Below are 19,509 nucleotides of genomic sequence, written 5' to 3'. Positions count from 1 at the left end.
GCTGCCGCATGAGCTCGACCACGCTGGATCATCGCTTCAACAATTTTGACGCGCTGCGCTTGGTCGCCGCACTACTGGTGATCTGGAGTCACCAGTTCTCTGTGATGGGGCGCCCAGTCCCGCTCATTCTCAACGGGAATGAGCCCGGGGCGGTCGGCGTGGTGTTGTTCTTTGCGATCAGCGGGTATCTTGTGACCGGATCGTGGCTTGCAGATCCTCATGTGCTGCGTTTTACCCGTCGCCGCGTGCTGAGAATCTGGCCGGGCCTGTGTGTTGCCGTATTGGGTTGCGCCCTGATTCTGGGACCCTTGGCCACCACCTTGCCGCTCGCTCAATATTTGCGCAGCCCCGTGACCTGGGATTATTTCTCCAACCTCTGGCTGCAAACCAAATATGTGCTTCCGGGCGTTTTCGAAACCAATCCCCTCCCCAATGGAGTGAACGGGCCAATTTGGACCATTCCGCTGGAAGTGACCTGCTATCTTGGCCTGGCCGTGCTGGGAGTGTTTCAGGTGACCCGCACGCGCTGGTTTGCGCCATTCGCGTTTCTCTTGCTGGCCGCTTTCTTTCATTGGCGCTACAGTCCAGCCCCGGACAGCCATCGCCCGAATGGTCACCGCTACTGCAATACAGTCTGATGTTTGCTTTGGGCTCCACACTCGCCTGTTTCAGCGATCTTTGGAGTTCCCGCCGCGTCCTGAGCGCCATCGCTTTAGTGGCCGCTTTCACCGTGCTGCACTTCTTCGGTCCGTCGGTCATCAAGAGCCAGGCGCTGATGTTCATGATTGCCGCGCTGGGTGTCGTCTGGGGAACCGCATGTACGCCGGTTCTTCATCGTGCAGGACGCTTTGGCGATTTTTCATATGGCCTCTATATCTACGCATTTCCCGTCCAGCAACTCGTCGTGTGGGCCTCGGCCAATCAACTGGGGTTTCCAGTAGCCCTCGCCATCACGTTGATGAGCACGTTGACGCTCGCAGCACTGTCGTGGCACTGGATTGAGAAGCCCGCCCTTTCGCTCAAGCCCCAACGCATGCGACTCCCCCAACCAGCGGTCACTTAGACACCGACAGTCCCGCGAAACAGTATCCATTCATGGCGCTCAAATCCACCATCTTCAAAGCCAATCTGTCCGTCGCCGACATCGACAACAGCTACTACGCAGACCATGCGCTGACGCTTGCGCGCCATCCCAGCGAAACCGACGAACGCATGATGGTCCGGCTTGCGGCGCTCGCGCTTAACGCCTACCAATTGCAGGCTGTCTGCAACGGGGACGGCACGCTGGCCTTCGGCGCGGGATTGTCGGATGTGGAAGATCCCGATGTCTCGCTCACCGATTTCACAGGCCGCAAACGCTTGTGGATCGAAGTCGGCCAACCCGAGGACAAGCCCATCACCAAGGCCTGCAGCAAGACTGATGCCGTCATCGTCTACCCGTTCAATCACGCGGCGGAAATCTGGTGGAAAGGCATCGAGAACAAGCTCTCGCGCCTCGACAAGGTGCAGGTCTGGCGCATTCCGACCGAGGCCTCGCAGGAGCTTGCAAAACTGGCCGAGCGCAGCATGCAATTGCAGGCGACGATTCAGGAAGGCGGTCTCACGCTGAGCAGCCAGATGGGCAGCGTCCATTTCGAGCCGATCCGCTGGAAGTAATAGCGGCGTGGCGAAGCGCCGCTGCGCTATAACGCCTGCCCGAGCTGCATGAAACCGCCGCAACTCCAGCATTGCTCGAATCCGCCCTCGACCGTTTCACCGCAACGGCATTGCCAGCGACGCTGCGGCAGATGTTTCAGTTCCTCAAGCAATTGGCGCGCGGCATCGGTATGCTCCTCATGTTCGAGCCAAATCTCGGGATTGCATTCCGTGGGTGGCATCAAGCCATGCACCGACGCGAAATGTTCGCGCAGCAGCCTTGCGGGAAAGCCCGCCTCGCACAGCAGATCGCACCAGATCCTAGCCTGAACGATGTCGGGGGCGGTCAATAAACGCAGCATGATGCACCACGATAGCCGGTTGCGCCAATGGCGTAAACAGGCGTTAGTCCCCGGCGCGCTCCTTGTAGCGGGTGAACCGCAGCGCAACGCCTTCGTTGGTGATGCGACGCCACACCGCGCGTTTATGCACGGGGTCGAGTTCCAGCCAGTTCTGCACCTCGGCAAAAGTGCGCCCGCAACCCTTGCAGGTCTCGTCGCCCTGGCTTGTGGAGCAGATCGCAATGCAGGGCGTGTCCATGGTCGTGTCATACCAGTCAAGCCAAGCCGACATGGCCACACGCGGCATGGCGTTCTCGGCGATCTCATCGAGATGCTGGAACACCATGCGCGCGTAGACCTCGGCCAGCGCCAGCAACTCCACCCGAGCGATGCCCCCGGATCGACAGGCGAACGGCTGCGCCAATGGTTGATGGCGGCCTCGATATCGGTGATGTGGATGGCTGCTGTGCTCTGCATGGAGGGCGTTGATGATACGTCGCGGCGAGCGCCACGACCCCCACAAGGGAAATCACCAACGCCTTTTCGATAGAGAAAATGGATAGCAACAAAGCCTTACAGTGGGCGTGTTGCAGGGCGATTTCATTTTCCGGGAAACACAAAGATACTTTTACCACCCCTTGCGCGTGCCTTTTCGACTGTGTTCCAATCATCGGATTGAAGGGGAGTAGCTCCCAACCCGACACTACGCCAACCAACGGGATCGATTCTGATTTGTTGTGCGCCTGTCGCCGGGCTTATCGGTCTGTCGTCAATACGAAGCGCAAGCTTCCGGCAGCCCGGGCACAGGCCAAATACAACGTCAATAGCCTGGCTGAGCAAGACCTTTGATGGCCCATGTTGGGCTGATCAAGGCTGCTCTTTCCGTTACGCTCCATGGCATTGCGCCCCAGCGTAGGACAAGTTCACTTCGTTCGGTTCAGCATCCAATCAGCCGGAGCTTTGTCCTACCATGCGGTGGACCGCATCGCTCTTCGAACATTGACGTTGAGGACTTTATGGACTTTTTGACTTCGCCCGAATTCTGGGTCGCGCTCGGTCAGATCATCATCATCGACATCCTGCTGGGTGGCGACAATGCAGTGGTGATCGCGCTCGCCTGCCGCAGACTGCCGCCTGCGCAGCGCGCCAAGGGCATCATCTGGGGCACGGCCGGCGCCATCATCCTGCGGGTGATCCTCATCGCATTCGCGATGACGCTGTTGAATCTACCTTTCCTGAAGTTCGTTGGAGCGATCCTCCTGGTGTGGATCGGCGTGAAGCTGCTTGCGCCCGATGAAGAAGGGCACGGCGACGTCGCCGGAAGCGACAGGCTGCTGGCCGCCATCAAGACCATCATCGTTGCCGATCTGGTGATGAGTGTGGACAACGTGATCGCCATTGCTGGCGCCGCGCAGAACGCCGGTGAGCATTCGTTCCTGTTGGTCGTGCTGGGTCTGTTGATCTCGATCCCGATCATCGTCTGGGGCAGCCAGTTGGTCATCAAGCTGATGGAACGCTTCCCGATGATCATCACCGCCGGCGGCATGCTGCTGGGCTGGATCGCGGGCGGCATGCTCGTGACCGACCCCGTGTTCGCCAACCCCGACAAGTGGCAGTGGATGTTCAAGATCCCGCAGACCGACACCATCCGCTACGCCGCCAGCGTTGCCGGTGCCCTGCTGGTCCTGCTGATCGGCAAGGCCGTGCTCGCCAGACGCAGGGCCGCAGGCGTCACGCCCGCAGCGCACTGACCGGCGCGTTTGCGCATGTTGCGCGCAAGCAGGGGAACGGCATGTCGGCAATCCCCTGATCTGCGGTGCAAATAGTCCCTCATGGGTGAATGCGTCTGTATATTGCATTCACAACTGCTCCCAAAAGCGGCCTTGTATTCGCATCATGCGATGCGTCGTTTCTTTCGGGATCAGCAACAACTTTTTTTACAACCACGCAGCCACTTCAAGGACAACTCATGGACACCGTGATCGTGTATGTCGATGATGCCGAGTACGCGCGGCAAATCATGCAACCCGCTCTGCAACAAGGCGAATCCGCTCAGACCACGCACTGGGTGCTCGTGGCGTGCGCGCCGCGCATGACCCATCGCATCAGCAAGTGGGTGAGCCATAGCGCGCGCGAATCCTGGCGTGCCAAATGGGCCGACAAGCTGTTTGCACAACTGCTGCCGTGGCTCGAGTCCGGCAATGGCCAGGTGAGCACCGTGCTCGCCAAAATACCGCTGCCCGAATTGCTTGAGCAGCTTCAGCAGCAGTACGGTGCCAAGGCGCAGTTGCTGGACGCGCGCCGCCCCAAGCAGGAAGGCGCGGCCCATCAACAGGCCTACGTGCCCAATCCCGTTGCCGAACAACCAGCGCCCGCAGCCCCAACGGTGAAGGTCAAAAAACCAGGCCGCACCTGGGCGCTTCCCGGCACGCTGGCGGGCCTGATGTGCATGATGTTTGTCACGGTGGAGTGATCGCCACTTCTTCGCGTCATCCAGGGTCATCCGTCTCGGAAACATCACCGGCCATCACGAGCCGGTGGTGCTATTCTCCAAGGCCATGAAACTCCTGCTCAAATGGCTGCTCAGCGCAGCAGCACTTCTTTTTGTGGCCTATGTCTACAGCAGCGGCGTCGAGGTGCGCAGCTTCACCAGCGCCCTGATCGCTGCCGCGGTCATCGGCCTGCTCAACATCATCGTGCGACCGGTGCTCGTGCTGCTCACGCTGCCCGTCACAGTGATCACGCTTGGTCTGTTTCTCTTCGTCATCAACGCGCTGATGTTCTGGGCCGCCGGTTCGCTGCTTGGCAGCGGCTTCCAGGTACATGGTTTTACGGCTGCGCTGATCGGCTCGCTGATCTATTCGGTGCTTGGCATGCTAATTGAGGCTGCGATCGGCGGTCTGTTCCTTAAGAAGTGACTCCACCTCGCGCAGACGCGTGTCGATGATCGATGCGTCGTAAAAATCGCCGCCCCCCTTGCGCGCTAGATCCTGTCCGGCCTTGAAGCGATCCAGCGCCGCCGCATAGTCATAGTGCCCCATCTGCGCCTCGGCCTCGGCGCGGATCGCACGCAATGGCTGGTTCTGCTCGTTCCAGACCCGGGACAGCGCCAGCCATGCGCCCGAATCCTTGGGATGCGTCGCCACCCAGGTCTGAAGCGCGCCGGTCATCTCCGCGCCGCGCTTCAATTGCAGCAAAACCTGCGTGCGCGCCAGCAACTCGGGCGGCCGACATTCGTGGTGACGCGCTGCGCATCCGCATTCAATTCACGCAAGGCGTCTTCCGGCTGGCCCGAAGCCATCGCGATTTCCGCCGCCAACAATTGCGCCTGGCGCTGTGCGGCCGGATTTCCTTGCACCAGCGGCCTGAGCCTGGCAAGTGCATCGCGCGCCTGGACATAGTCCTGCAATTGCACCCCACTCAACGCCGCCGCGTACAGACCACCGACCCGGCGATTCACCGATTTGTCGGCAAACCCTACATCCCTGGTTTCGTTGATGTACTGCCGCAGCACCTCCACGCCCGGCCGCGTCAACACCCGCGCGCGCGCCACCATCATCACGTGATCCAGCGCGGCCGGCGGCTCGGCGCCGCCCTCCTTGCCAATGCGTGCGTGCATGTCGGCAATCCGCTGCGTGGTCAGTGGGTGACTGCGCAGATAGGGCCAACTGCCGTTGTCATTGATGCGATTGGCCTGCTGCAGCTTGTCGAACATGCCGACAAAACCCTGCTCCGCGAAGCCGGCAGGTTTCATCAATCCAAAACCGATGCGATCCGCCTCGCGCTCCATGTCGCGGGAAAAATTGAGCTGGTTCTGCACGACGGCCGCCTGACCGCCCATCATCATCGCCGCCGCCGCATCCGGACTGCGACTCGCCGCCAACGCGCCCAGCAGCATCGAGCCGATCATGAGCGGCGTCATCTTTTCCTGCTGCGCCATCAGCCGCGCGATATGCCGCTGCGTCACATGGCTCAGCTCATGCGCCATCACCGACGCCAGCTCGTCGCGCGTCGACACAATCGAGATCAGCCCGAGATACACACCAAAATACCCACCGGGCAGCGCAAACGCGTTCACCTGTTTGTCACGTCCCAGCAGCACCTGCCAGGCATAGCGCTCCTTGAGCTCCTCGCTCAGCTCGCCGCGCTCCTCCGAGGCCTTCATCAGCGATGCCAGAATCTGGTTGACGTACTCGGTCAACACCGGATCATCGAGATAGTCAGGATCGCGGTAAAGCTCCCGGATGATGCGGTCACCAAGCTTGCGCTCCTGGGGCGTGGTCAGATTCTGACCATCTCCAAGAGAAGGCAGCCCCGCGGCCCACGCCGCGCCGCCGCTCGCGGCGAGCGCAGAAACCGCCACGAGACAAACCGCCAACGCACGGACCGCGCGACGGCAAAAAATAGTATTGGTGAGAGTCAACGTTCGCACTCCGTCAAAGACCCGACAACGCCCAGACCACCGCGCCAACAGCGCATCGAGGATCGTATGATGCCCCGAGCCCACAATGGTTGCATCCGATTGCGTTACCCGCAGGCGAGGGAGAAACAAAAAGCCGACGCGCCACTCCTCGGATCATCCAAGGTGAACCGTCCCCACCTACGTTAACTGATTTTGCCCCATGAGCAATGACACCCCTTCCAGCAACCAGCCCGAACAGACTCAACCGACCCTCACGCACTTTGACCAACACGGCCAGGCGCACATGGTTGATGTCGGCAGCAAACAGGCCACGCACCGCGTCGCAGTGGCCACCGGTGAAATCAAGATGCAGCCGGCCACACTGGCAATCATCCAGGCAGGCACAGCCAAAAAAGGCGACGTCCTGGGAATATCCCGCATCGCAGGCATCATGGCCGCGAAAAAAACCAGCGATCTGATCCCGCTATGCCACCCACTGGCATTGACTCGGGTGGCCGTGGATTTTGAAATCAAGGAATCGGAATCATCCGTTCAATGCGCCGCAACAGTGGAAACCGTGGGCAGACGGGGTGGAGATGGAGGCGCTGACTGCGGTGCAGATTGCCTTGTTGACTATTTATGATATGTGTAAGGCGGTGGATCAGAAGATGAAAATTGATGGCATAAAAGTGACAGAGAAGCGCGGAGGAAAATTCAACAATTTATATATTAACGCTATTTAGTCGCACCTGAATAACCTCAGGAACCCGCAAGCACACAGCCTCTCGGGGCAACTCTCGATCCCCAAAACTCCCAGTTTGTTATCCAATAGCACCAGTTTTCTGGGAGTTTTGCCGTGATGTTTGCCTGCCCCGCCACCGATGATTTCTTCCGCTCGCGCATTGATCACATGATCGATGTGCGCCATCCGCTGGCTGTGCTGGCCTCGCGCATGCCCTGGCAGGAGATCGAGGCGCAGGTCGCCCAGGTCTTTTCTCGCAAGGCGCGCACAGGTGCGGCTCTGCCCGATCTGGATCTCTTCGGCGAGCAGGTGCAGCGTGCTGCTCGCGCGAGCCATGCGGGGCGACCGCGCGTGCCGCTGCGCATCATGATCTCGCTGCTGTACCTCAAGCACGCGTTCAATGAATCGGATGAGGCAGTGGTGGCCCGCTGGGCGGACACGCCGCGCTGGCAGTTCTTCTCGGGCTGCGCCTACTACGAGGATCGCCCGCCCTGCGACGCCACCACCCTGGTCAAATTCCGCCGACTGCTGGGCGAAGAAGGCGTGGAGGAATTGCTGGCGCAGACGATTCGGGTGGCCGTGCAGCTCAAGCTGGTCTCCCCTCAGCAACTCAGCCAGGTGATCGTGGACAGCACCGTGCAATCCAAGGCGATTGCCCACCCCATCGACAGCCGCCTGCTGGAGACGGCACGCGCCAGGCTGGTGCAGGCCGCCAGGGACAATGGCATCGAGCTCAAGCAGACCTTTGCCAAGGAAGGCAAGGAACTCAGCCGCAAGGCCGGACGCTACGCCCATGCCCGCCAGTTCAAGCGCATGCGCCGGGCCATCAAGCGCCAGCGCACCATCGTGGGCAGGCTGGTGCGCGAGATCGGGCGCAAGGCCAGCGCCCTTGGTCACGCGGTGCGCCAGGCATTGCAAGAGACCCTGGACAAAGCCGCACGCATCGCCACCCAAAGCCGCCAGCGCAAACCCGTTGAGGGGCATCCCAAGCTCTACGCATGGCATGCCCCGGAGGTCAGCTGCATCAGCAAGGGCAAGGCCAGACAGCCCTACGAGTTTGGCGTGAAGGTGGGCATCGCCAGCACGCTCAGGGGCAACCTGATCGTGGGCGCCCGGGCGTTTGCGGGCAATCCGTATGACGGACACACGCTGAGCGAACAACTGGAGCAGTGCCGCATCCTGATGCAGGACTGTCAGGCCCGGCCCACGAGAGCCGTTGTCGATCTGGGCTACCGGGTGTGGATGCGGACAACCCGGATGTGCGCATCGTGCACCGGGGAAAGAGCAAACGGCTCAGCGCACAGGAGCGGCAACAACTCAAGCGCCGCCAGGCCATCGAGCCGATCATCGGGCACCTCAAGGCTGATCACCGCATGAACCGCTGCCCTCTCAAGGGCGAGCAGGGCGACAGCGTGCATGCGGTGTTGTGTGCGGCGGGCTACAACCTCAGGTGGCTGCTGCGCATGATCGCGAGGAAGGGATTGCCTTTTTGTGGGCGATTTTTTTGTGGCTGCACGCCGTATGCACGCTGGCGTCAGAAGGGCTGCGTCGCGTTGAGAGAACAACCCTCGCCGGACTTGAGCGAGCCAGTTCGGGCTGGCTGCGAGTCATGGGCTGCGAGCGCTGGCAACCCTTGGGCGAGGGTAGAGTCGCTTGAAATGAATATTTCAGGGACGACTATTTATCCCTAAAGCCACTTATCGGTGCATAACCCACTATTTTTGTTTGCGCGTCAATCAATACAACCCAGCTATCGAGGTTTTTTCTACTCACTAAAGGCAAAAAACTCAACTCGTCAATTTTAGTGTTCGTTTGAGCAACTGCCTCGCGAATCATATTCTGTGATTCCGAATCGAGAGTCGGAACAATGTACTTCAATGATTGAGCTCGCCGCCTCATCGCTGTCGTGCTTTTTTCCAAATTCTGCCACCAATCGGGTCGAAGGCTAGGCTCAATTCCGTTTATCGATAACTCAATATTTTCGAGCCTCTCATCACTGCTGCGGGGCTCTCTTACTCCAAGCCAAACAGGGCCCGCCCAAGAATTGCTTGCAAACGATTTTTCCGTTTTACTAGACGAACTTTGATAAATATCCCCAATTGAAACAACCACAAAACGATCAACCTCGAACACCACTGCGACTGGCCTGGTCAATCCTATGCCATACAGTCCAAAACACAGCGCCAAACTCTGAATCCCTCCTATTAGCAACCAATCCAACCATTGCTCTCTTCTTTTTTTTGAAGGATTTGACAATATAGCCGTCAATAATGGTCCAGAAATAAAAATAACAATAATCAATACCTTAAAAAGATATTGAGCGCCAAGCAAACTACCCAATGGCGACGGAAACCAAACACAATGTACCAAAATAGCTGCCAAACCAGTTTGTAACAAACTGATCAGAAAGTGTACTCCCGAGGCTTTAGCCGAAAATTTGATTCTATTTACATTCATAATTAACGAAGGTCTGGAAAACTCATTTTTCGATATGGGAAGCGATCAAGGTGCGCATTTGAATGCTCCGAAGGATGGTAATCTAATGCAGCGCCGTTTCAGAATGCGTTTCAAACACTCCGCTCAAATACCCTGAGGCTGTTTTCAGACGCCCTTATGCCTGCAATGCCAGCAGCTTGTTGCGAGCCATCCATAGATTGGCAAGCGCAAACAACGTGACGATCTGTCCTGTGTTTTTCGCCAAGCCTTTTGTAGCGCACCTTGGCAAATCCGAACTGCTGCTTGATGACCCCAAAGGGGTGTTCCACCTTGGCGCGGATGCGTGCGTTGATCGTCTGTATCTGATCGGCAAGGCGTTCTTTGCACTGCGACTTGTCCAAGGCTTTGCGCTTGCCGGGGCGCATTGCCGCATGCCAGCGCACATCACTGCGAGCATCGGGCCGCTTGTCAGCGCCCTGGTATCCCGAGTCACCATACGCCTCAACGTCCTCGCCATGCAGCAAGGCATTGGCCTGCGTCACATCATTCACATTGGCCGCTGTCGTAATGACCGCATACACCAACCCCGAATCGGCGTCCACGCCAATGTGAGCCTTCATTCCGAAGTACCACTGATTGCCCTTCTTGGTCTGGTGCATCTCAGGGTCGCGTTCACCGCGGGCATTCTTTGTTAAACTGGGTGCGTTGATCAGCGTGGCATCGACAGCCGTTCCGGTCTTGAGCAGCAAGCCCTTGTAGCTCAGCAGGGCGTTGACCACACGCAACATGTCCGGGGCCAGATTGTTCTTCTCCAGGAGATGACGAAAGCGCAGGATGGTGCTCTCGTCAGGCAGTCGCTCAAGCACACAATCAAGCTTGGCAAACTCGCGGTACACGGGCACGTCGTGCAAGGATTCCCCATGGCCGGATCACTCAGGCCGAACCATTGCTGCAGGTAGTGAATGCGCAGCATCGTCTCGACGGAGAACGCTGGACGCCCGGTCCTGGCTTTGGTGCAGTGAGGTGCGACGATTTGCACAAGTACATCCCACGGAACCACCTTGTCCATCTCTTCGAGAAATTCGCGCTTGCGAGTCTTCTTGGTCGACAGGTTCAAGCCCAGACTGATTTGCTTCATGTGGCGATGATCGCAGAATTGCGCTGAGGGCGACTGCCTTCAGCGGGAGTTTTGCAGAATTTCCTTAACCGATTGAATCCGCAGGAAGGGATAAAGTCGCCTAGAAATAAATATTTCGGCGGCGACTACTTCCCACTTTGGCCAATAACGCCATGAAGCCAAAATCTCGGTTCATATCTTTTCATACCGGACTCCAACAAAAGGTTGTATCCAGCATAAGTCCTAGGCGCCTCATAAATAAACACCGAGAATAGCATCAAGACAACGGCAAACAAAATACCATGGATCCAGAAGACATGAATCTTGAAATATTTTGATTGATTATTTTTACCGCCTACAGTTTGAAAATGGACAGAAATTAGCCAACCTAATATTAAAACAATCCAAAATTGAGTATAGGGAATTACAAAAACACCATCTACTTGACTTTGGACTAAAGATGAAAACAAAGCCGTGCTTAGGCAAAAATACAATGGCGCGTTGGGATCATTTTCCTTTATAAGTATTTTGGAATGCTTAACCATAGAGTATATGGAAAAGATAACCATCATAGCCATTAAAATTGCAGACGGCACCCCCCACTCCGAAACCCATTGCAATAGTGACTGGTGCGGATGCGCAGCGTATGAGTTAGGAATATTTGCAAAATGCATAGGGCCAAAACCTAGAATTGGTTTTTTCTGCATCATCAAAATAGCTTGACCCCATAATACACCTCTGCTTGACATAGTCGCACTAATTCGATCCCCAGCCAAATGCAATACTTCAAAGCCCATGGAACTTATTCCCCATACAAATACTTTGTACAGTAGCATGCCAGATAGGGATCCCAGAAACTGCAAGAAGAACCACTTTCTCCCCATAGCACCCATAAAAAAAGCACAGCCCATAACTACAGCCATTGCCATCCATGTACCTCGAGTGCCTGAAGCGATTGTCAGCGCCCATAAAAAGACTACGACAAACCAGCTGATATTTTTCTCAATTCCCCCTACTGACGGAGAAAGAAAATAATATACAACAAGGGCAGAGATATCGAAAAAAATTGCCCAGCGAATCTCACATTCTCAAAACCATGAAATAGATCCCAAATCTCTATGTAAGAATCATTAAAATAAAGCATCAATATTAATATGATTAATGCTTTGAGTATCAAAATGACTGACAGAAGCAAGACCATGCGTGCAAATATACCGTCAAATACATCATATCCGACAAGAGGCCTGGCCAAAAAAACTGCCCAAATTAAGCCCATGCACCCCAAAATTAAAGAAATTTCTAAAAACGCCCAGTACGGCCTCTCTGCTGAATTCGCAGAGACAACTCCAAATAACAACAGGATTGCAAACAACCCAAAAATAGATCTATGAACATACAGCATACGCTCGAATTTAGCATACGAGCAAAAGCATACAAAGCTTACTCCGAACAGTATCGCTATTAATAAACCTATACGCTGGGCATCATACCAGCTTTGAACCCAGAAGATATTCCAGTTTGGAAGCATCACCAGAAGCGCAGCGATGACAATAACAAATATTATTGAGATTCTTCTAAAGTTTTTTTTAAAAAAATTCATTTAAATAAAAAGGGCCAAATGAACTGCCCCAGAAGTTTGACAGTTGAATATTAGAGGCCCGAGGCCTGAGTCGGGTACTCCACCGGACTCAGGCCTTCTAGTTTGAACTTCAGTCGGTGGTGGTTGTAGTAGTGAATGTAGTCGTGCAACTCTTTGCGCAGTTGCTCGATGCTCTCAAACCTGTTCAGCTTAAAGAACTCCGATTTTAGTGTTCCAAAGAAACTCTCCATCGCAGCGTTGTCCAGCCAATTCCCTTGCGGGACATGCTTTGGGTCACACCGTTTGCGGCTAGCTGCTGCCGATATGCAAGCATGTGGTAGTGCCAGTCTCGGTTCGAGTGCAGCACAGGGCCTGCTTGTCCGTAAGCCTTGCCAGTGCCTTCTTGAGCATATTGCTCACCAGCGGGAAGAGCGGGCGCTCCTGCATCTCATAGGCCACGATTTCTCCATTGAATAGGTCCATGACGAGCGAGGGGTAGAGCTTCTCGCCCTTACGTTGAGTTCGGTCACATCGGTCACCCGTTTCTCATTGGGCCGCTTGGCCTTGAACTGGCGGTTGAGCAGATTGGGCGTTGTGCTCACCTCTCCCCGATAGGATCGATATTTTTTAGGACGCACGAGCGACTTCAACGACATATCGTTCATAAAGGCACTGCACCGTCTTTTGGTTGACCTGCTGGCCGCTACGCATCAGCTCTGCCGTAATGCGCCGATAGCCGTAACTGCCCTTGTGGCGTTCGTACACGGCTCGGATACAGGCCTTGAGCTGGGCATACTTGTCCCCCGCCTGCAGCGCCTTGGCTTGGTAGTAAAACGTGCTGCGTGACAGGTGCGCTGCCAGCAGCAGCGTACTTAACGAGTGGTGAGGCCTTAGCTCGAGGACGGCTTGCGCCCTTTGGGTGCAGCTTGCCGGCTGGCTCGAACCGAGGCCTCGAGTTTTTTAGGTAGGCAACCTCCGCACGCAATGCCTCGTTTTCTTTGCGCAGTCACGCAACGGTGTGCCAGTCTTGCGCTTGATCTGGCGCGGTGGGGGTAGGTTTGGATGTTGGCATCTTGGGAGGGCGCCCTCTGGGTCAGGAATGAAGTGCTTGCACACCGCCCTGATCGTATAGGCGTCGCCATTGGACTACTACCCCGCCTGCCCCGGCGTCTGACTTGGGCAAACACGTTCAGTTTGAACTGGGCGCTGTAGCGGCTGTATTTCTTGCGCAGCCCCTTGATGCCATGCTCTTGGTAGTTATGTATCCATCGGCTCAGGAGCGTCGTAACCAAGCCCGCTTGCTTGGCCAAGACCTTGTGGCCAATCTTTCCCCCAGATACTTCTGCACTATTTCGAGCTTGAAGCTCTCATCGTATTTCGCCATGAAAAACACCCCATTGGTTGGACTGGTGTCCAACTTTTGGGGTGCAGTTCAAAAGGCCCTTTTTACTAAATAGTAAATATTACGTTCCCGAAGCGGCTGCAGCGCGGCAAGCCTGTGGGCGGAATTTAGCAATTACAGTACCGCCAGTGCAAGTCCATTCTTGACCACCATTAGTTGTCGCAAAAATTATTGTCTGACCGGCGGCGCGCGAGTTTGCACGCAGTGTACCGGTTACGGAACCTTCGGGATACGTTCCAGTAACCTTGTCATCAAGAGTAGAGTATTTACCCGAAAGATTCACTGCAATTTTCCCTGCGGCGACTGTTTGACTATTGGTTCCATCCGATTGGACCAGTCCAGGCCAAGCATTTTCATTCGCACCATACTCGGCAAGCGGCGCCTTCAAGCCACCAAGCAGCTCCGTCGGCTCAGCCACTTGAGCACGTGTAACGTAGTCGTTGTAAGCAGGCAACGCCACAGCAGCCAAAATACCGATAATCGCCACAACGATCATCAATTCGATAAGGGTGAAACCCTTTTGGATAGAACGCTTCATTTGAAATTTCTCCCGGAGTAAGAATTAATTGAAAGGGACCTTGAGGATTACTCCGTGAGCCTCAAGTCTTGTCATCTTATAAGCAGGGACCGTGCCAACCTTGATCCACCTGCCAGTTCCCCTTGGATTGTCATTTCCAGGTAAATCCAGCGATCCGAACTTGTAACAAATGACAATTTTGTCCGCGCAGAAGTGTCAACAGCTACATTTTCGGCACGGCAAATGTTATTGAAAATTCAACTCTCATAGCCGCCCCAGCGAATCGCTCAGCGCTGGATGAACAGCATCGTCGTGCCGACGATCTCGATGCGGTCGCCGTCCTTGAGCGGGACGGGGTCCTTGCTGATCTGTTCGCCGTTGAGCATGGGGGTTTCGTCGCCTTCGACATGTGCCAGCACAAAGCCGTGGTGGCGTTTGGTGATGGCGGCGACTGCCACGCCGGGTTTGCCGATGGTGGTGACCACTTTGACCAGCGAGACTTGGCGGCCAGCGGCGGCGCCCGACAGGACCTTGACGTCGGCCTGCAGCGGCGTGGACGCCATGAGCGGTGCGGGGCGCGAGTTGGGAACCTTGGGCAGGGCCATGCCGGGTTTGAAGAGCATGGTCTTTTCGAAATCCACGGCGTGGCCGCCGCCCGGGGCCTCGTCGACGAAGCGGATCTTGTAGCGACCGAGTTCAATGGTGTCGCCGCCGCGCAATTTATGGCGCTTGACGGATTTGCCGTTGACGTGCGTGCCGTTGGTGCTGCCGAGATCCTCGATTTCCACATCGTCCCCCGCCATGTGCAGGAGCGCGTGTTCGCCGCTGACGGCCAGGTTGTCGATGACGACGTCGTTATATGGGCGACGGCCCAGCGTGGTGCGCTCCTTGGTCAGGGGCACTTCCTTGATGACCACTCCATCCACCGATACGACCATTTTGGGCATGATCTTTTCCTTCTAGTTCAAGCGCTATCTGTTATCTATCTATAAGCAAAGATCGGGCTCAATGAGATCGCAGCAGCCGCGACATCAGGCTGGGCCGGACGGTCTTCTGTCTTTCCCCGGCCGCCTGGATCAGAACCACGCTGATATTGTCACGCCCTCCCATGGCATTGGCCAATTGGATCATGCGATGTGCTTTCTCCGTGAGAGGTGCGGGTGCGTTGGCGAGCGCGGCAAGATCCTCGTCGCCGATCATGTCCGTCAGGCCATCCGAGCACAGAATGTACATGTCCTGTGCCTCCAGCGGAAACTCATTGAAGTCAATCTGCACGGTGGTTTCCACACCCAGCGCACGGGTGACCAGATTGCCATGCTCCGATGTTTCAGCCTGCTTGGGCGTGATCAGGCCCGCATCGAGCTGCTCCTGCAACCACGAGTGATCGCGCGTGAGTTGTTCCAGCGCGCCGTCGCGAAGGCGATAGCAGCGCGAATCGCCCACGTGTGCCAGCAACAGGCGATCGCTGCGGAACAGGCCCAGGACCAGGGTCGTCCCCATGCCCATTTGTTCGGGCTGGTCAGGGCGGCCTGCAATATGTTGCGATTGGCGCCGTTGATGCACATTTCGATGGCGATGCGCAGCTCGGTAGATGTGACATCGTTTCCCAACTCGTTCAGCAGGCGCGCGAGGTGGGAGTCCACATAGCCGACGGCCATAGAACTTGCGACCTCGCCGGCGTTGTATCCACCCATGCCGTCGGCCAGTACGGCAACGCCTGTCGCATCGTTCACGCCAATGGCATCTTCGTTGTTGGAGCGGACTCGGCCGGTATCCGTCAACGCGACGAACTCATATTGGGATGTGGACCGGTGAATCATGTGGGAACGAATGTTCAGCCGGATGGTGTGCGGCATGGGCCGTACTGCGCCGCTGACTGCGACGACTGAACCGGGTGCTATGGAGTTTTTTATGGTTTCCTTGAATTGCGTGCAATGATAGCTGACGTGTCGAAACAATGCGATACCGATAGTTTTTATTCACAATGCAATGACGAGAAACAAAGCCTTTGCAGGCGATCTCGCCAATAGACTGCGCGGCATCATCATTTATTCCCGGGATTGAGCACTCGGCTTCTGAAATCATTCACGGAACCGTCAACGCCGACAGACGAGCAATCGGAAAGTGTGCGCATACACACTCAGATGCACTCATTTTCAGGTGGAGCCCGTCGTTCAGGGACAGCACCGACAGCGAGCGCCGTTTGCCGTGACCTTGGATAGCTTGCAGCAATACATCCATCCTGCGCCGAGCCATCAAGGCAAAAAGGCCGAGCCCTCCAAGGAAGGCTCGGCCTTTGAATTTGAAATTCAGTCCTGCTCGCCAATCAGGCAGCCGCGGTGTGCTGTGCCTTGGCCTGGTTGCGTGACTGCACGAACTTGCCAATCCCCACGACAAGAATTGCACCCGCGGCGGCCGCCACGTAATGCAGCCACGGATGCGCCACGGCATAGTCGTGCAAGATGTTGTCGTTGACGATGGTCTCGCCGCCCACCCAGCCGATCAGCGCGGCGCCCAGCACGACGATGACCGGAAAACGCTCCATGAGCTTGATCATCAGCGTGGAGCCAAAGATCACCAGCGGGATGCTGATGGCCAGGCCCAGAATCAGCAGGACCATGTTGCCTTGCGCGGTGGCGGCCACGGCGATCACGTTGTCCAGGCTCATCACGAGGTCGGCGATCAGGATGGTTCGCACGGCGGCCATCATGCCGCCCTTGCCCTTGGCTTCGCCCTCCTCGCCCTCGTCACTGGTGAGCAGTTGATAGCCGATCCACAGCAACAGGCAGCCGCCGATGATCTGCAGGAACGACAGCTCCAGCAACTTGGCCGCGACCACGGTCAGCACGATCCGCAGCACCACGGCGGCGCCCGAGCCAATCATGATGGCCTTTTTTTGCTGTTCAGGGGGAAGCGATCGGGCAGCAAGTGCAATGACAACGGCATTGTCACCGGACAGAATGATGTTGATCCAGATGATCTTGACCAGTCCGATCCAGAAATCAGGGGTGCTGAGGAATTCCATGGTGACTCCGCTGTTATGTGTCGAAAGGCCAGCCTGAAATTCAGGCTGGCCTTTCTTTTTGGAGTTCGCAGTTTAGAAGGGCGCAAGGCCCTCGTCATGCGTATTAATGCGTAAGCATTCAAGAACTTTCGCCCGCAAAACGTTTTGGGAAAAAGCTTTGTTGCTATCGAATTATTTCAGCAGGCCTTTGAGAAGGCGAGCCATTTCCGACGGATTGCGTGTGATCGTGAAGCCACACTCTTCCATCACGGCCAGCTTGGCATCGGCAGTATCCGCGCCGCCCGAGATCAGCGCGCCCGCGTGACCCATGCGCTTGCCCGGAGGCGCTGTCACGCCGGCGATGAAGCCGACGATTGGCTTCTTCATGTGATCCTTGCACCAGCGAGCGGCTTCGGCCTCATCCGGGCCACCGATTTCGCCGATCATGATGACGGCATCGGTTTCCGGATCATCGTTGAACGCCTTCATCACGTCGATGTGCTTCAGGCCATTGATCGGGTCACCACCGATACCGACGGCGGTCGACTGGCCAATGCCGAGTTCGGTCAACTGCGCCACGGCTTCGTAGGTCAGCGTGCCGGAGCGCGACACGACGCCAACGCGGCCCTTCTTGTGGATGTGACCGGGCATGATGCCGATCTTGATTTCATCGGGCGTGATCAGGCCGGGGCAATTCGGGCCCAAGAGCAGCGTCTTCTTGCCGCCCGCAGCTTCCTTGGCGCGCATCTTGTTGCGCACTTCCAGCATGTCGCGCACGGGAATGCCTTCGGTGATGCAGATCGCCATGTCGAGGTCGGCTTCCACGGCTTCCCAGATCGCGGCAGCAGCGCCTGCGGGCGGCACGTAGATCACCGAAACGGTGGCGCCGGTTTCCTTGGCTGCGTCCTTGACGGTGCCGAAGATCGGGATGTCGAAAATCTTTTCGCCAGCCTTCTTGGGGTTCACGCCGGCGACGAAGCAGTTCTTGCCATTCGCGTATTCCTGACACTTTTCAGTGTGGAACTGGCCGGTCTTGCCCGTAATGCCTTGGGTAATGACGCGTGTGTCTTTGTTGATATAGATAGACATGGTGTTTCTCTCCAGGGCTTACTTGACGGCAGCGACGATCTTGGTGGCCGCTTCGGCCATCGTGTCGGCGGAGATGATCGGCAGACCGGATTCGGCCAGCATCTTCTTGCCCAGTTCTTCGTTCGTGCCCTTCATGCGCACGACCAGCGGCACTTGCAGGTTCACGGCCTTGCAGGCGGTGATCACGCCGGTGGCGATGGTGTCGCACTTCATGATGCCGCCGAAGATGTTGACCAGGATGCCCTTGACCTTGGGGTTCTTGAGCATGATCTTGAAGGCTTCGGTGACCTTCTCGGGAGTGGCGCCGCCGCCCACGTCCAGGAAGTTGGCCGGTTCGCCGCCGAACAGCTTGATGGTGTCCATCGTGGCCATGGCCAGGCCGGCACCGTTGACCAGACAGCCGATATTGCCGTCGAGCGAGATGTAGGCCAGGTCGAACTTGGAAGCCTCGACCTCGGCGGGATCTTCTTCGTCCAGATCGCGCAGGGCGACGATCTCGGGGTGACGGAACAGCGCGTTGGAGTCGAAGTTGAACTTGGCGTCCAGAGCGATGATGTTGCCCTTGGAATCGCGGTTCAGCGGATTGATTTCAACCAGCGAAGCGTCGGTGTCCATGTAGCACTTGTAGAGCTTCTGGCAGATGTCGATGAACTGCGCCATCGAATCTGCGGGCATGCCGATGCCCTTGCCGAGTTCTTCGCCATTGGCTTGCGTGAAGCCGACCAGCGGGTCCACGAACACGGTGATGATTTTTTCGGGTGTGGAGTGAGCCACTTCCTCGATGTCCATGCCACCTTCGCTCGAAGCGATGAAGGCGACCTTCTGGGTCGCGCGGTCGGTCACGGCGGACAGGTAGTATTCCTTCTGGATGTCGGCGCCGTCTTCGATATAGAGGCGTCGCACCTTCTGGCCTTCGGGCCGGTCTGGTGGGTGACCAGTTGCATGCCGAGAATGTCGCTCGCGCGTGCCTTCACGTCATCAATGGTCTTGGCAACCTTCACGCCGCCGCCCTTGCCGCGGCCACCCGCGTGGATCTGGGCCTTCACAACCCAGACAGGGCCGCCCAGCTTTTGTGCTGCTTCAACAGCTTCCTGAACGGTGAATGCAGGGATGCCGCGCGGAACGGGCACACCGAAACTACGCAAGATTTCCTTGCCTTGGTACTCGTGAATCTTCATGAGGTGTCTCTCGGAGAAGTGGTTGGTGCCCGAACGCCATTCAGAGCAGCGGACCGTGAAAAGCGAA

The 19,509-nt window shown here is 56.8% G+C and carries 14 protein-coding genes and 8 pseudogenes; 9 read left to right on the top strand and 13 right to left on the bottom strand.

Annotated elements, in window-relative coordinates; translation table 11 throughout:
• Positions 1-8 precede the first annotated feature (8 nt).
• The 3 genes from H9K75_RS24045 to H9K75_RS14625 are packed head-to-tail and all read left to right on the top strand — an operon-like array spanning position 9 to position 1,656.
• Positions 9-638, top strand: coding sequence for an acyltransferase family protein (locus tag H9K75_RS24045; RefSeq protein WP_226858228.1), 630 nt, complete (start codon positions 9-11; stop codon positions 636-638).
• Positions 638-1,063 carry an acyltransferase family protein gene (locus tag H9K75_RS24040; protein WP_226858226.1) on the top strand — a complete coding sequence of 142 codons (426 nt, stop codon included), beginning with the start codon at positions 638-640 and terminating at the stop codon, positions 1,061-1,063. The genes H9K75_RS24045 and H9K75_RS24040 overlap by 1 nt, the downstream gene beginning before the upstream one ends.
• 32 nt (positions 1,064-1,095) lie before the next feature.
• Positions 1,096-1,656 carry a YaeQ family protein gene (locus H9K75_RS14625; protein ID WP_187723175.1) on the top strand — a complete coding sequence of 187 codons (561 nt, stop codon included), beginning with the start codon at positions 1,096-1,098 and terminating at the stop codon, positions 1,654-1,656.
• Between the two features lie 26 nt (positions 1,657-1,682).
• On the opposite strand, the gene H9K75_RS14620 is transcribed toward H9K75_RS14625, so the two are convergent.
• Positions 1,683-1,997 (bottom strand): putative signal transducing protein, encoded by a 315-nt coding sequence (locus H9K75_RS14620; RefSeq protein ID WP_187723174.1) that lies wholly within the window; start codon positions 1,995-1,997, stop codon positions 1,683-1,685.
• 43 nt (positions 1,998-2,040) lie between these two features.
• Positions 2,041-2,453, bottom strand: a pseudogene (locus H9K75_RS14615) (DUF3717 domain-containing protein).
• A 539-nt stretch (positions 2,454-2,992) separates the two neighbouring features.
• On the opposite strand from H9K75_RS14615, the gene H9K75_RS14610 reads away from it, so the two are divergent.
• The 3 genes from H9K75_RS14610 to H9K75_RS14600 all read left to right on the top strand — a co-directional run bounded on the left by H9K75_RS14610 (position 2,993) and on the right by H9K75_RS14600 (position 4,894).
• The gene (locus H9K75_RS14610; protein ID WP_187723173.1) at positions 2,993-3,727 is read left to right on the top strand and encodes a TerC family protein; all 735 of its coding nucleotides are present in this window, start codon (positions 2,993-2,995) and stop codon (positions 3,725-3,727) included.
• A 218-nt stretch (positions 3,728-3,945) separates the two neighbouring features.
• Positions 3,946-4,449 (top strand): hypothetical protein, encoded by a 504-nt coding sequence (locus tag H9K75_RS14605; protein WP_187723172.1) that lies wholly within the window; start codon positions 3,946-3,948, stop codon positions 4,447-4,449.
• Positions 4,450-4,534: 85 nt separating this feature from the next.
• Entirely contained in the window at positions 4,535-4,894 is a 360-nt protein-coding gene (locus H9K75_RS14600) for a phage holin family protein (protein ID WP_187723171.1), read from the top strand.
• Here H9K75_RS14600 and H9K75_RS14595 read toward each other — a convergent pair.
• Positions 4,853-6,339, bottom strand: a pseudogene (locus H9K75_RS14595) (M48 family metalloprotease). The gene H9K75_RS14600 and the pseudogene H9K75_RS14595 sit on opposite strands and share 42 nt — an antisense overlap.
• A gap of 259 nt (positions 6,340-6,598) precedes the next feature.
• Here H9K75_RS14595 and moaC point away from each other — a divergent pair.
• Together moaC and H9K75_RS14585 are read left to right on the top strand one after the other, a co-directional pair.
• Positions 6,599-7,121 (top strand): annotated as a pseudogene (gene moaC / locus H9K75_RS14590) (cyclic pyranopterin monophosphate synthase MoaC).
• 116 nt (positions 7,122-7,237) lie between these two features.
• Positions 7,238-8,604, top strand: a pseudogene (locus H9K75_RS14585) (IS5 family transposase); the annotation flags it as partial.
• A 193-nt stretch (positions 8,605-8,797) separates the two neighbouring features.
• Here the strand turns inward: H9K75_RS14585 and H9K75_RS14580 are convergent.
• From H9K75_RS14580 to H9K75_RS14570, 3 genes and pseudogenes are all read right to left on the bottom strand, one after another.
• Positions 8,798-9,502, bottom strand: a complete 705-nt coding sequence (locus H9K75_RS14580) for a hypothetical protein (RefSeq protein ID WP_226858225.1) — start codon at positions 9,500-9,502, stop codon at positions 8,798-8,800.
• A gap of 229 nt (positions 9,503-9,731) precedes the next feature.
• Positions 9,732-10,694 (bottom strand): annotated as a pseudogene (locus H9K75_RS14575) (IS5 family transposase).
• Positions 10,695-10,819: 125 nt separating this feature from the next.
• On the bottom strand, positions 10,820-11,602 hold the full coding sequence (locus tag H9K75_RS14570; RefSeq protein WP_264293807.1) for an O-antigen ligase family protein: 783 nt from the start codon (positions 11,600-11,602) through the stop codon (positions 10,820-10,822).
• A gap of 249 nt (positions 11,603-11,851) precedes the next feature.
• Between H9K75_RS14570 and H9K75_RS14565 the strand changes: the two genes are divergently transcribed.
• Positions 11,852-12,064 (top strand): hypothetical protein, encoded by a 213-nt coding sequence (locus H9K75_RS14565; RefSeq protein ID WP_187723169.1) that lies wholly within the window; start codon positions 11,852-11,854, stop codon positions 12,062-12,064.
• Between the two features lie 259 nt (positions 12,065-12,323).
• Here the strand turns inward: H9K75_RS14565 and H9K75_RS14560 are convergent.
• From H9K75_RS14560 to sucC, 7 genes and pseudogenes are all read right to left on the bottom strand, one after another.
• Positions 12,324-13,636: pseudogene (locus tag H9K75_RS14560) on the bottom strand (IS3 family transposase).
• Positions 13,637-13,715: 79 nt separating this feature from the next.
• On the bottom strand, positions 13,716-14,192 hold the full coding sequence (locus tag H9K75_RS14555; RefSeq protein WP_187723168.1) for a pilin: 477 nt from the start codon (positions 14,190-14,192) through the stop codon (positions 13,716-13,718).
• Positions 14,193-14,458: 266 nt separating this feature from the next.
• On the bottom strand, positions 14,459-15,118 hold the full coding sequence (locus tag H9K75_RS14550) for an FHA domain-containing protein (protein WP_187723167.1): 660 nt from the start codon (positions 15,116-15,118) through the stop codon (positions 14,459-14,461).
• Between the two features lie 58 nt (positions 15,119-15,176).
• Positions 15,177-15,991 (bottom strand): annotated as a pseudogene (locus H9K75_RS24030) (PP2C family protein-serine/threonine phosphatase).
• Between the two features lie 506 nt (positions 15,992-16,497).
• A complete protein-coding gene (locus H9K75_RS14535) occupies positions 16,498-17,196 on the bottom strand; it encodes a TerC family protein (protein ID WP_187723165.1) in 699 nt (232 codons plus the stop codon).
• A 171-nt stretch (positions 17,197-17,367) separates the two neighbouring features.
• Positions 17,368-18,264: a succinate--CoA ligase subunit alpha gene (sucD, locus tag H9K75_RS14530; RefSeq protein WP_187723164.1), complete on the bottom strand. Its 897-nt coding sequence runs from the start codon at positions 18,262-18,264 to the stop codon at positions 17,368-17,370.
• Positions 18,265-18,282: 18 nt separating this feature from the next.
• Positions 18,283-19,442: pseudogene (gene sucC / locus H9K75_RS14525) on the bottom strand (ADP-forming succinate--CoA ligase subunit beta).
• Between the last annotated feature and the right edge of the window lie 67 nt (positions 19,443-19,509).

The organism is Diaphorobacter aerolatus (assembly GCF_014489535.1).
In the GTDB taxonomy this organism is placed as follows: Bacteria; Pseudomonadota; Gammaproteobacteria; order Burkholderiales; family Burkholderiaceae_C; genus Diaphorobacter_A; species Diaphorobacter_A aerolatus.
This window is presented reverse-complemented; position numbering and strand designations above follow the sequence as displayed.